The organism is Ferruginibacter paludis, assembly GCF_030409685.1.
Lineage (GTDB): Bacteria > Bacteroidota > Bacteroidia > Chitinophagales > Chitinophagaceae > Ferruginibacter > Ferruginibacter paludis.
Genome location: NZ_JAUFQJ010000006.1, coordinates 666,960 through 680,030, shown reverse-complemented (window position 1 = coordinate 680,030; position 13,071 = coordinate 666,960). Strand labels below are relative to the sequence as shown.

13 protein-coding genes are annotated in these 13,071 nt (G+C 41.5%); all 13 read right to left on the bottom strand.

The window, feature by feature from the left end:
• Positions 1 to 96 precede the first annotated feature (96 nt).
• Positions 97 to 1,317, bottom strand: a complete 1,221-nt coding sequence (locus QWZ08_RS13370) for a family 8 glycosyl hydrolase (RefSeq protein WP_290337931.1) — start codon at positions 1,315 to 1,317, stop codon at positions 97 to 99.
• Between the two features lie 76 nt (positions 1,318 to 1,393).
• Positions 1,394 to 2,404, bottom strand: a complete 1,011-nt coding sequence (locus QWZ08_RS13365) for a hypothetical protein (protein ID WP_290337930.1) — start codon at positions 2,402 to 2,404, stop codon at positions 1,394 to 1,396.
• Between the two features lie 71 nt (positions 2,405 to 2,475).
• Entirely contained in the window at positions 2,476 to 3,021 is a 546-nt protein-coding gene (locus tag QWZ08_RS13360; RefSeq protein WP_290337929.1) for a D-glycero-alpha-D-manno-heptose-1,7-bisphosphate 7-phosphatase, read from the bottom strand.
• Positions 3,018 to 3,782: a nucleotidyltransferase family protein gene (locus QWZ08_RS13355; RefSeq protein ID WP_290337928.1), complete on the bottom strand. Its 765-nt coding sequence runs from the start codon at positions 3,780 to 3,782 to the stop codon at positions 3,018 to 3,020. Before QWZ08_RS13355 ends, QWZ08_RS13360 begins: the two co-directional genes overlap by 4 nt.
• 98 nt (positions 3,783 to 3,880) lie before the next feature.
• A complete protein-coding gene (locus QWZ08_RS13350; protein ID WP_290337926.1) occupies positions 3,881 to 5,647 on the bottom strand; it encodes an alpha-L-fucosidase in 1,767 nt (588 codons plus the stop codon).
• A 42-nt stretch (positions 5,648 to 5,689) separates the two neighbouring features.
• On the bottom strand, positions 5,690 to 7,078 hold the full coding sequence (locus QWZ08_RS13345; RefSeq protein ID WP_290337925.1) for a glucosidase family protein: 1,389 nt from the start codon (positions 7,076 to 7,078) through the stop codon (positions 5,690 to 5,692).
• 64 nt (positions 7,079 to 7,142) lie between these two features.
• Entirely contained in the window at positions 7,143 to 7,736 is a 594-nt protein-coding gene (gene gmhA / locus QWZ08_RS13340) for a D-sedoheptulose 7-phosphate isomerase (protein WP_290337924.1), read from the bottom strand.
• Positions 7,737 to 7,744: 8 nt separating this feature from the next.
• Positions 7,745 to 8,467 (bottom strand): TylF/MycF/NovP-related O-methyltransferase, encoded by a 723-nt coding sequence (locus QWZ08_RS13335; RefSeq protein ID WP_290337923.1) that lies wholly within the window; start codon positions 8,465 to 8,467, stop codon positions 7,745 to 7,747.
• A gap of 3 nt (positions 8,468 to 8,470) precedes the next feature.
• Entirely contained in the window at positions 8,471 to 9,493 is a 1,023-nt protein-coding gene (locus tag QWZ08_RS13330; protein ID WP_290337922.1) for a GHMP family kinase ATP-binding protein, read from the bottom strand.
• A gap of 74 nt (positions 9,494 to 9,567) precedes the next feature.
• Positions 9,568 to 10,725, bottom strand: a complete 1,158-nt coding sequence (locus tag QWZ08_RS13325; RefSeq protein WP_290337921.1) for a glycosyltransferase — start codon at positions 10,723 to 10,725, stop codon at positions 9,568 to 9,570.
• Positions 10,726 to 10,783: 58 nt separating this feature from the next.
• Positions 10,784 to 11,173 (bottom strand): GxxExxY protein, encoded by a 390-nt coding sequence (locus QWZ08_RS13320; protein ID WP_290337920.1) that lies wholly within the window; start codon positions 11,171 to 11,173, stop codon positions 10,784 to 10,786.
• A 134-nt stretch (positions 11,174 to 11,307) separates the two neighbouring features.
• Positions 11,308 to 12,249: a glycosyltransferase family 2 protein gene (locus tag QWZ08_RS13315; protein WP_290337919.1), complete on the bottom strand. Its 942-nt coding sequence runs from the start codon at positions 12,247 to 12,249 to the stop codon at positions 11,308 to 11,310.
• Positions 12,250 to 12,572: 323 nt separating this feature from the next.
• On the bottom strand, positions 12,573 to 13,070 hold the full coding sequence (locus tag QWZ08_RS13310) for a DUF4199 domain-containing protein (protein WP_290337918.1): 498 nt from the start codon (positions 13,068 to 13,070) through the stop codon (positions 12,573 to 12,575).
• Position 13,071: the final 1 nt, after the last annotated feature.

Below are 13,071 nucleotides of genomic sequence, written 5' to 3'. Positions count from 1 at the left end.
AGTAATTGAATCGTATTTATTTGAAGAAGGGGAAGGTGTTTAACAATATGCTTGCCTGTATTTTTTACAGCGTAATCAACACAATGCGGATAGTGCCTAAGACGTCCAATAATTCCCCGATAAAATAATCAGGGTAAACATTTTGATGGTATTGTCGTAGTAATCAAATTGATCTAGTTTAAAGCCTATAATATAATCCCACAACTTATTCAGCCAGGCCTGATTTTTAGCGTCTACCATAGCCGCGACCGCGAACGAACTGATGAAACTCAACGCTTCGAAATTGCGCTTTCGCATATCATCGCCCTGCAGTGTATAACCTGCAGAAATATTATCCGGATTGTCTTCAGTAGTGCTGCGTATCCAGGCATTGATTTTTGCTGCGAATGCTTTTGAACGTTTGTCGCCGTTTACAATATAGTCGGTAGCAATACGCCAGGGAACCCGGCAGGCATTGTAATTATAACTACCATCATGCCTCGACTCCAGATAGCTGGCTCTTGCCGGCCCTGGCCTCGAATGGATGTGTTGAATAAAATCCGGCACCAGCCCGGCATCGGGACTGTATTGTTTTTGTAACAGAAAAAACAACGTGTAATTTTTGTCAATCACTTTATCCCACAATTGACTATTAATCACTTTTTTGAATGCCTTAAAATGCGCAGGCATAAAATCTGAGGGACGCATATCAAAATAATCCCTGCTGTCCGGCTCTATCGCATTGCTCAATAATACCGAGAAGGTGATTGGGTTAATTTCCTGCTGCATGATAGCGCCCAGCATTGCCTTTGCTTCGCTTAAATAAGGGATGCTTCCCTTGCTTCCCCATTGCGCATCCGCAAGCAACAAGGAATAAGCAATGTCCAAATCACCATCAGAAGCGGAACTGCCATCCGTATCGGCGAATGAATTGGTTTGTGCCCATGCCATCAAATATTTACTGTTGGTACTTGGATGGCTGCGGTAGTAATTATACAATCCATCATATATTGTTTGTGCTGCAGTATCCTGCCCGGCCATCAGGGCAATGATGATCATACCATAACCCTGGCCTTCAGAAACGCTTTTGTATTTACCCGTTGCATCTCCCGTCCAAATATAATACTGGTTATTGCTGGCGTTGCCGCGGATGTAGCGGTGCTTCCAGTTATAGTAGAAAGATGTTACAGATTCGTCGGCTTGTTGTTGTGAAATATGGATGGGAGTAACGACGCCTTCAGAATAATGAACGTGTTGGGGAAATGGCTTCGATGGTGTTTGAGCTGATGAAACAACATTAAGAAACAGGAGGTAAAAAAATGGCAAAACGGTTTTCATAATTTCATTCTTTTAACCAGCTATCGCAGCAATTTTTTAGTGAAATGAAAACAACTTACAGGTAAGCCGCTGCATTTTAATTCTCCGGTTTCACTTTCTTCTTTACCACTTTTGGTTTTTTAACAGAGGCAGGCGTTCCTGCTGCAGCTGCTTTTTCACCAGGCGAATCCTGTAATTTATCTTCTTCCAGGTTACCCTGCGTTTCCCTCAACGGGCTTGGTACGGGTTCCTTGCCTTCTGGTGTTATTTGGTTGAAAACTTTTTCTACATGTATCCATTGTCCGTTCTTCCATTTAAACCCCTCGTAATCTCCGTCAGGTATCAGCGTCCACTTCTTTTTTGGTTCATTGCTTTCGCTTTCCAAATGCTCAAAAACAATCATGTCAAGGTCAGCATCGTAAGTAAGCCGTGGACCGGTGGATTTTTTATACTCCATGATGTAACGACTTACGGCCGGCTGTTTCACCGCATCATTGTCAAAACTAAAATAGCGGCCACCAAAAACGGGTTCACCATCTTTAAAACTCAATACTTCAATTATTTTACGGTTACTGCGAATGTTGTTTTCATCGTATCCCAATAGGGTATAAAAATTTTGGTTAGCGCTTCTTGTTTCAATCATCCGGTAATATACAGCGCCAATCCAGCCCCTGTTGTCACCTACCGTATCACTGATATTGTCTGTAACATCTGACTTATCAATGAGTGGAAATAATTTTAGAGAGCCATCCGTGGTCTTCATCTGGATGGCACCATGCTGGCGGATCACATTGTCGCTGATCACCATTTGCCAGGTAAAAATGCGGAAGCTGCTGTCGGGCGGATATAATTTTGAAATTGTTTCCAGGCTATCAAACGGATAGCTGAATGAACCGTTTGTTTTCAATGCCCGTACAAACATTTTTGTAAAAAGACTGTCCGCCTTAAAACGGTTTTGCGGGTTGATGGCCTGTATCATATCTTTCGCATACGTCTTTAAAGAGTCTTCTTTTTGCTGCAAAAAAACAGCATCAGTTTTATGCAGTCCCTGCGAAAAACACAATTGAACAAAAACAATACACCCAGCCAATACAAACAATTTCTTCATACAATAAATGTAAAACAATACTTTAATAAACAGGATAATAAGGGCTCCTGTGCTGCAAAATTAACGAAAGCTTACAGGCTTTTTGCAAAATCAATCAGGGAAGGATAGATAGCATCAATCCGTTTATCCGGGCCGGTTACTTCGGGTTGAGTAGTGGGTAAAAAAATAGTTTTAGCACCTATGCCGCGGCCAAATTCCATATCGCTGAAATTGTTGCCCACCATGATGGATTTCAAAAAATCAATATCTGTAAAATCTCGCTTTGCCTGTAAAGCCATGCCGGTATTGGGTTTTCGGTTGATACTGTCTGCATTTACATCAATGCAAAAATAGATGCTGTCAATTCTGCCGCCCGCTGCTTCAATTTCTTTTACCATCTGCTGGTGGACGATCTGCAGATTTTCGGGTTTGGTAATGCCGCGGCCAACGCCCCGCTGGTTAGTGATAACGATGATATATTTAAAATGGCAGGCGAATATTTTTAACGCTTCTTTTACGCCTGCATAAAATGTAAAATCTTCCCAGGTATTCACATATCCGTCAACTTGTTCGTGGTTGATTACGCCATCCCTGTCTAAAAAAAGAGTCCAGCTATTGTCAATTAAAAACGGGCTCATGCGGTTAATAAGTTTAAAAATTTGTTTGTGTCATCCGGGGTATTGGCCAGGTTGTTTGCTGCTGAAATTATTTTGTATTCGTCCTGGAAACGCTGGTAATCTTCGGGTATGCCAATATCAATAAAATAATGGTTGTTGATTACGCCATATAACTTTCCGGTACCGGTATTTTTTTCGAGGTATTCTTTTTCAAAAGAAAAAACGTCCGGGTAGGTGCCCTTCAGCAAGTCGGCTACCGTTAGTGCATACACACCGCCATTGATGGTTCCGTGTTCACAAAACTGTTTTTCTTTAAATGCTTTGATAGATTGATCGCTGTTGATTTCTACTGCGCCATATCGGTCAAATGAGGTCATTTCTTTCAGGGCAATGGTACAAACGGCACGATGCTTTTCATGAAAGGAAGAGAGGGCTGCAATGTCTGCAAGAAACAACGTATCACCATTTACTATGACTGCGTTTTTTTCGTTTACTTCTTTACAAGCAGCTCTTATTGCACCGCCCGTACCCAGCGGCGTGGTTTCAACAACATATTTTTTTTGCAGCGCAGGATATTGTTTATCTACATAATTAATGATGGCTTCGCTTTTATAACCCAGCGAAAAGATAAAGTTTTCGACGCCTTCTTTTTGTAAGGCTGCGATTACAAAATGAATGAAAGGAAGTCCTTCCACAGGGGCCATGCATTTTGGTAAATCCGCTACTGCACTGCGCAGACGGGTACCCAAACCTCCCGCTAATATGATTGCTGTTTTAATCATTCCTTTGTGTACTATACTAAAAAGAGTTATAAGGCCCGCAAGATAAATTATACTGCGAAATAAATATTATTCAATGTACTCCATATTGCACCATCACATTACTCCACAGGTTCAGCAATGATTCTTTTTAAATTGAACAATTCTTTGCCAGCCTTTGCGGGCATCATTTTTAAGGTATACGAGCCCGGCTTTGTAACTGATAAAATGGTAATGGTCTGCCTGATCCATGTCAATGGTTTCCATTCATCATGCTCACCTGTTTTAAGTACCTGGAAGGGAAATTGTTGTCCTCCTATTTCCAGTATTCCTTCTTCGCCTTCACTGTCTTTACCGGCTGCATATTCCAGGGTTATTTTATAATCGCCCTTTTCTTTTACCTGGATATTAAAACTCACTTCATCTGTTGGCAATTGCAAATTTTTGATGCAGACCGCATGCTTCCAGTCGCCAAAATAATGGGAGTAAGTTACCGGGCTAATGGTGGCATTGCCCTTCACTGTTGCAAAATCCGGCAATAGCGAAAATTCTGAGTATTGCATGCTCCATGTTTCGGGTGTGTCATAATTTTCAGTCATTGTGCCACTGTATTCAACCGCCACAACAGCGTCTCTTAAATCTGGCAATGCGGCCGGTAGTCGCAGTTCCAGCCCCGTAGCGGTCATTGCAGCTGCTACCTGTTTTTTATTGGAAAGCCAGTAAACCTTTCGGATGGTTATTCCTTTTAACGGTACACTGATTTTTCCATTGAGCGGTGATTGAAAAATATGTATAAAAAGTTTACCGGGCTTGTTGGTGGTAACGCCCCATGGTTGAGGCTTAATGAGTGAACTGGTAGTGCCATAAATACTTTCTCCATTTTTATTTAGCCATTCGCCTGTTGCTAAAAAATATTTCTGCGATGCGTCGGGTATTTTGCCATTGGCCATCGGGCCGATGTTCAACAGCAGGTTGCCACCTTTTGAAGCGATAGTTGTGAGCAGCCGGATAATCTCTTTGGGTGTTTTAAAATTATTGTCAAATGAAGAATATCCCCAGGAATCATTGTGCGTAAAGATGGCTTCCCAGGGGCCTTTCACTACACCGGCCGGCACTTCTCCGTCACCAAAATCAGTATAATCGCCCAACCCGTTACCAACGCGGCTACTCACCAAACAATTGGGTTGCCAGCCCTTCACTTTTTTTAAAAATTCTGCTGATTGTTCGGGTGTCATATCTCCGGGTGTATCAAACCATATCAGTCCAAGGTCACCGTAATTGGTCAGCAGTTCTTTTATTTGCGGGATTGCTTTAGCAGCATAATAAACGGGGTAATCCTTTTTTGTTTCATCAAAATCCCAATTGTTGCCTCCTCCATTTGGTTCGTGCCAGTCCTGGAACTGAGAATAGTAAAAACCCAGCTTGATGCCCGCCTTTTTGCAGGCTGTCGCTAATGCTTTCATGGGGTCTTTTTTATATGGTGTGGCATCTACAATATTAAAGGCGGATACCATCGATTTAAACATCGCAAAACCTTCGTGGTGTTTGGCGGTGATAACGATGTATTTTATGCCCGAGGCTTTTGCAAAACTTACCCATTGCTCCGCATCAAAATCTACGGGGTTAAAGTTGGCCGCAAATTGTTCGTATTCTTTTGCGGGAATTTTTGCCCTATGCTGCAGCCATTCACTGATGCCATAATATTTTTTCCCTTTGTAAGTGCCTGCATGTCCCGCAAACAGGCCCCAGTGAATAAACATCCCGAACCTGGCTTCCTGAAACCATTTTGTTTTTGGATTTTGTTCAGGTAAGGCAGTAGTGACTTGTGCTGAAACTGTAGCACCATACAGTACAATGCAAATAAAAAGGGCAATAATTTTTTTTACCATGAAGCATTTTTTTTATGAACGGGCTGTAAAAAAGTATTCAGTTTATTGAATGGTTTTCTTAGTTTTTTTTACTGCTTTTAAAGCAGCTTTTACGCCTGCAGATTGCCTCTTAAATGCGATGTACGGGCAGCTTACAGACGCCAGGTAGACTGCATTTTGCGGAGCATCTTTGTTATAACATTCCCACGGGGCACCAAATTCAGGCCCCTTTCTATAATCGCCTGCACGCAGATCATTAATGTATTCTTTGGCCAGTTGTTTGGCGGCAGCGATATCTGTTTTAGCCATTGCATAACAAACCCAGCCGGTTGGCGTGCCCCAATATGCGCCATTTTGGTAGGTATTCTTTCCGGCTAAACTATGCTCCCAGGCAGTTGAATCATTGTAATCATCGGTGGTGAGTGTATGCCGAATATTTCCTTTGGCAGACAACGTTCCACTTTTATAAGCTTTGCAAAGAAAGTGGCTGGTTTTTATGAGCCGATCACCTTCCAATACGCCAAAATACACGGCCAGCGCCGTACTCCATACATCAGCCTGCCTGCTCTTACCCGTTGAAGCCACCAACATCCCCCGTGAGTCGTAAAAGATTTGAGGAATAGTTTGTTTCAATTTGGCGGCAAGATTTTTGTACGATTTTGCTTTGTCTTTCAGGTGAATCAATTCAAATAATTCAGCCATTTCTAACGAAGCCCGGTATTTTAATAAAGATGGTAAACAAAGATCCCCGGTCATAGTAATCACATCCCTGAATCCAAAATCAACGCCCCTGAAATTATCTGTTGTATAAACCAACGCACTATCCTGGCGGGTGGGTGGTACTTTATAAGCCATTTCCAACCGGTCGATTAATTGTATGCCATTAATTTGCTGAAATAGAAATTTGGGAGACGAAGCAGTGGTGACATAGTAATGGGCCATGTGAATGAAAAAGTACTGATCGCAATAGGGTGGTGTCATTCCCCAGATTTTTCCGCCCTGCTCCCGATAGTCGTAAGTGCCCGGAAAAAAGATGGGCTTGCTGTCGTCAATCCTGATGTGATCAGCAATGGCACCAACCGGTATCATACTGCCGGTATTTGAAATCCAGGTTTGATCACACTGCGTTTTTGCCGTTAACAACAGCAATTGTTTTTGTTCTTCGGCTGTTACAAAACCGCTTTCAATTGACATGGCATAATCCCTTATCCAATAGGCCGGGTAACTGCTGCGGCCGCCTGGCCTTATTAACACAATGCCGGTATTGTTATTACCGACATCATCCGTAATTTTTTGCCCTGGATAGATTCTTGAACTTTCCATCACATCCCTGGTGAGGCCTTCCAGGTAATTCATATCCGTTTTGGATAATAGACTTGTATTACTACCCTGTTGCCCTTTCACGCCAGTTAACAAAAGAAAACTAACAAGTAAAAGGTAGATATTTTTCATAAATGCTAAGCAAAGAGTTTAGAATTCTACTGTACACTATATAGAAAGCCCTTTAATGCAGCGCTTAGCTGGCTGTCGTTGTTTGGCCAAACAATCTTTCTTCCACTAACTCGCAAATAATATGGCCCAGTAAAATATGACTTTCCTGAATCCTCGGCGTATCAGTTGATGGAACATTTAGTAAATAATCCGAAATTTCTTTCATGGCGCCACCGGTAAAACCTGTAAAACCAATGGTGATCATTTCCTTTTCTTTGGCGGTCTCAAAAGCATTTACAATATTGGCGCTATTGCCGGATGTGCTTAATCCAACCAGCACATCGCCTTTTTTACCGAGGCCTTTAATTAGCCGTGCATAAATTAAATCAAAGCTGTAATCGTTTGCTACCGCAGTTAAATAACTTGTATTGCAATGCAAAGCTTCCGCCGGTAAAGCATCCCTGTCAATATAAAACCGGCCACTGAATTCTGCCGCCAGATGCTGTGCATCGGCTGCACTGCCGCCGTTACCACAGAACAATACTTTGTTACCATTTTTAAAAGCAGTTACAATAATATCTACGCAGGTGGCAACGGTGCTGATAATTTTTTCATCTGTCAGCAACTGCTGTTTTACTGCGATGGATGCATTGATGCGGTCTGCTATTTTTTGGTTCATATGTTTAATTAATTTACCTGCAAAGCCGTAAACAAAAAATTGTTGGATGCGGCAATGGGTGTAAGGTTGATGTAGTACGATTCCGTGAAATTTTTAACTGCTAAAAATTCATGGGTTGGTACGCAAAATTCATCAAATAAAATGATATCACCTTTTTTTAAATAGGGCGCAAAAGAAGTTAAGGTATATAAGGTAGAGGAATATAAATCAGCATCCATATGGATCACCGTCAGCTTATCGTTGTTAAATGTTTTTAAAAATCCGGGAAGCGTTTGCTGAAACAATCCCTGGTAAAAAGCAGCCCTGGTATCATCGGTTTTTAACACTTCATTGCCATTGCTCATATCTCCTTTTTTAAAAGGACCATAATCTTCCGGCAGTCCGGAGAAGGTATCAAAGCCCGAAAAAGTTGATTGTGAGTTAGAATGATTTTTTAACCACCAGTAAAAAGAACCACCATTGGCCACACCAAATTCCAGGTAGTTCATTGGCTGATCTTTAATAAATTTTTTATTGATAAATTCATATAAACCAAATCGCTTTTCCCTGGACCGGTCACCGCTAAAAAAATCATTATATGCCAGACCTTTTTGTTGGTTGATCCATTTGGATTGTTTGGACAGGTAGGCAAGGTTTAATAAAAAACCGCTGAAAGGCTCTACCAGTACATGTAATTTTAAAAGGCTGAAAAGCGCTTTTGTTTTTTGTATTAAGAAAAATTTAAGCCACATCAGTTAAATCGTCCAGGTGGTCAGCCCGTATTTAGTGAAAGAATAATCCCTTATTTCGCCGCCAAAAGTATTTAAAGTTTCTATCACTGCATAACGGGTATTGTTGGGGCAATAAAAAATCATAAAACCGCCGCCACCTGCACCACTGATTTTACCGCCGGTTGCACCTGCTTTTTTTGCGGCATTGTAAATCAGTTCAATTTTGTCGTTGCTGATATTGTGTGCCATCTTACGTTTCTGCTCAAAACCAAAATCGAGTATTTCACCAATCTCATGTAACCTTCCTTTTAACAAAGCTTCTTTCATCATCCTGGCCTGCTCCTTTAACTGGTGCATGGCTTCAATGCTTTTCTCATCTTTGTTGTTTACATTTTTTACCTGCTCTTTTATAATATGGGCGCTTTCCCTGGAAGTGGCTGTAAAATACAGTACCAGGTTATTACCCAGCTCGTGCAAATATTCCGGGCGAATGCGCAGCGGATTTACAATCACTTTATCATCTCCATAAAATTCCATGAAATTAACGCCTCCAAAGGTGGCGGCATATTGGTCTTGTTTGCCCCCGGCCAGTTGAAGGTCTTCTCTTTCTATGGAGTAGGCCAAATGTGCAATATCGTAATCGCCCAATGGCAGTTTCAACATTTCAACAAAAGCGCCTAAAATGGCGACAACGAGTGTAGAGGAAGTGCCAAGACCAGAGCCTGCAGGGGCATCAACAAAAGTAGATAAACGAAAGCCAGATGAAGGCAGGCCGTACATGGAATTGATACGGTTGTAAACGCCTTTCAATAAATCCAGGTGTCCGTTGATGGGAAGGCTGGGCGCCCAGTCAAAACGTTCGCTTTCTTTTCTGTCAAGCGCTTCTACAATAATAGTATTCTCCTGCAGCGGCTCAATGCTGGCGTAGGCAGAAAGGGATACCGTTGCATTTAAAATGGCACCACCATACTCATCGCTATAAGGACTAACATCGGTACCACCACCCGCCAAACCAATGCGTAAAGGCGCTTTGCTTCTGTAAATCATGGCTGCAAATTAACGAATATGCGGAAGGAAATAATGGAAGGTGAAAGATATAATAGCCGTAGGCCGGCAGTAAACTAAAGGCCAGCCACATCAAATATGGTTTCCACCATTTTTGCCCAGCTGTATTTTTTCTTTTCTTCAATTAAATGCGGTAAAAAATGCGCTGCACCTTTTTGAAAAAACTCTGTGATTTTTGCTGCAATGGACTCGGCGGTTGGCTCCGCAATCAGCCCCACTTTATCGTCCGGAACAAGGCTGGGTAAGCCTCCGACGTTGGTAACAATCATGGGTTTTTCAAAATGATAGGCGAGGGGAGTAACGCCGCTCTGGGTGGCGCTTCTGTAGGGCTGAATCACTACGTCTGCGGCACTTAAATAATATTTTACTTCGCTGTCGGCAATAAATTCTGTTCTTAATATCAGCCAGTCCTCAATGCCGAGTTTTGCTATCTGCTCGTCGTAAGGTTTTCTGTCTTCGTAAAATTCGCCGGCTATTAAGAGTTTGCCCCCATCGCGTAAAGGCGGGTACTTTGAAGCTTTCAATATTTTTATGGCGTCTAACAAAATGTCAAGCCCTTTGTACTTTCTTATGAAGCCGAAAAACAACATTATTTTTTCATTCTCCGGAATATTTAAATGTTGCCGTGCTTCCTGCAGACTTAGCTTTTCTCCAAAATTATCGTACAACGGATGCGCCACAAATTTGGCTGGTTTGCCTTTCGCAAACAGGGGCAGATCACTTAATACTTTTTCGCTCATGGTGATAAACGCATCAATGGGCGGTACAAAATATTTTGTAAAAGCAACATCGCCAATCCGTTTTTCGTGTGGGATAATGTTATCGGCTATGCAGACTATGCTGGTATGCCTGTTTTGTTTTACAATCCGCAAGATGCTGCCCAGGCAGGGCCCCATAAACGGCAGCCAGTAACGCACCACAATTAAATCAGGTTGTTGCCTTTTTAGTTCCATTCCTACGCTGATCCAGTTAAGCGGGTTAACTGAGTTGATGCGTACATGAATATCCAGGTCGGCAGGCGCAGGCTCAGTGGAAAATTGCGTGGTGCCTGGAAATAAAAAACCGGGGTATTGTAAAGAAAATGTATAAATGCTAACGGTATGGCCTTGCTCTTGAAATTCCTTTGCAAGCCTTTCATCGTAAGATGCCAACCCGCCCCGCAAAGGATGCGCCGGGCCAATGATGACGATATTTTTATGGAACGCTGATGACACTGATTAGGCTGATTTAACACTGATTTTATGGAACGCAGATGATATTAAAGGCATGGATTTAAAACTGATTTTTATTGTTATTTGTAAATATTTTTCTTTTGAACTGCGGCTTTTTTCCAAAGAAAAGCAACAGGCCTACTTCCATTTTTGTTGCTTTTAAATAGTTTATCAATTGCAACTCATGCTCCTCAACTAACAGGCCTTCGCCTGCTTTCAATTCAATAATTATTTTATCTTCAACGATGATGTCGGCGAAATAACTGCCCACTAAAATGCCTTCGTAAAATACTTCTACAGGAACCTGCTTTGGTGCAATCAATCCGTTAGCCCGTAGTTCAATCAGCATGGCATTTTCATACACTTTTTCTAAAAATCCAAAGCCAAGCTCGTTGTAAACCTTATAAAAGCATTTTATAATCAGATCGGTTGTTTCCTGATGAAGCAGCATATAAATTATTTTATAAAATCTGTTTAAAATCAGTTGTGTCAATTCCTCCAGGCCCAAATCAAACCTGGCTTATCAGCCCATCTTTTAAAAAAAATCCGTGAAAAATCCGCCCGATCTGTGTCATCAGCGTTCTATCAAACGCCCATTTTTTCTTCAATCAAATATGTATTTCTGTCGCTTGAATTCCTTGCTATCAGTTCGCCCAAAAAACCGGCTAAAAATAATTGCGTACCAATAACAATCGAGATGATGCCTACATAAAACAGCGGCCTGTCCGTCATATTAAACTTATCGAAAAATATTTTGGCGACAAACAACCAGATCCAGATAATGGTACCAATAAAAAAAACAATGCTGCCCCACAATCCAAAAATATGCATGGGTCTTTTACCAAACTTACCCATGAACATGATGGAAGCAAGGTCTAAAAATCCATTGATAAAACGGCTCCAGCCAAATTTGGTAACGCCATATTTCCGGGGCCGGTGTTCCACTACTTTTTCGCCAATCTTTTTAAAGCCTGCCCACTTGGCCAGCACCGGAATGTAGCGATGCATTTCGCCATAGACTTCTATACTTTTTATCAACTTGTTTTTATAAGCTTTCAGCCCGCAATTAAAATCGTGAAGGTAGATACCGCTCGACCGGCTGGCCGCTGCATTGAATAACTTGGAAGGAATATTTTTAGTGAGTTTGTTATCGAAGCGTTTTTTCTTCCAGCCACTTACCATATCAAATCCATCGTTTACAATCATGCTACGCAGCTCCGGTATTTCATCCGGACTGTCTTGCATATCCGCATCCATGGTAATTATTACATCCCCTTTCGCGGCCTTAAAACCTTCATTTAAAGCGGCGCTTTTACCATAATTTCTTTGAAACCGGATGCCCCTTATACAATCATTTTGTTTACGCAGCAACTCTATTACCTGCCAGGAGTTATCGCTGCTGCCATCATCCACCATAATCACTTCATAACTGAAGTTGTTGGCACGCATCACCCTTTCAATCCAGGCAGTTAACTCCGGCAAAGATTCGTCTTCGTTAAAAAGTGGCACTATCACTGACAGATCCATGGTTGTCTTTTTTGTTTGCAATAAGCTTTCTAAAATAAATGATTGCGTATTCTATTTTTTTTGGTCCGGGCTACAAAGCAATGTGGAACATCGTTGCATCGCCCTCTTGTACTTTTTCAGCTTTAAGGATCGCTTTCAAATTTGTTACACCAAAATTAATATGAAAGGATGCAGCCTGTTTTATTTGTCCGTTTTTAATTTGTTTAATCTTCGTTTTTGTTGTTGCCCATTGCTGTAAAAGTAAAAGGGAGCCGATAGCTATCGGCTGACACAACGACGACCGATTGAAAACATATGCTGATAAAGAAAAACAGGCATTCTAATCATGAAGCATTATTCTTTTTGCTTAAAAAGCCAGCTGCAATTACGGTAACCAGCGCACCAATAATCAGATACCTGAAAATGGCGGCAGATATCATCATCGGCATAAACATCTTTTTTAATTGCACAGCATTCTCTTCAATTTCCTTCGGTAAATGATTGCCTTGTTGCAATAGCAATTTGCTGTTTTCTGCAATCTTGCTATCCCTGAATTCCGGGTGCAAACTAAAATAAATAAAAGCAAATACTGCCATCAATAAAGACACCACCACAAAAGTTTGAAAGCCGATGGAAAAATAAGTGCCAAAATTTTTCTTGTCATTTTCCGATCTGAAATAGCTCACCATGCTCCACACAATGCCAAAACAAAAAATGCAGTACACCAAAAACTGAAACTCACTTTCAACCGGGTTCTTTAAAATGTACAACGAAAACAGCGAAGCAACAATCATGAGCCCGCCGGTAAGCAGGCCTTTTTGTGCAGGAGTTGTTTGCTTCATT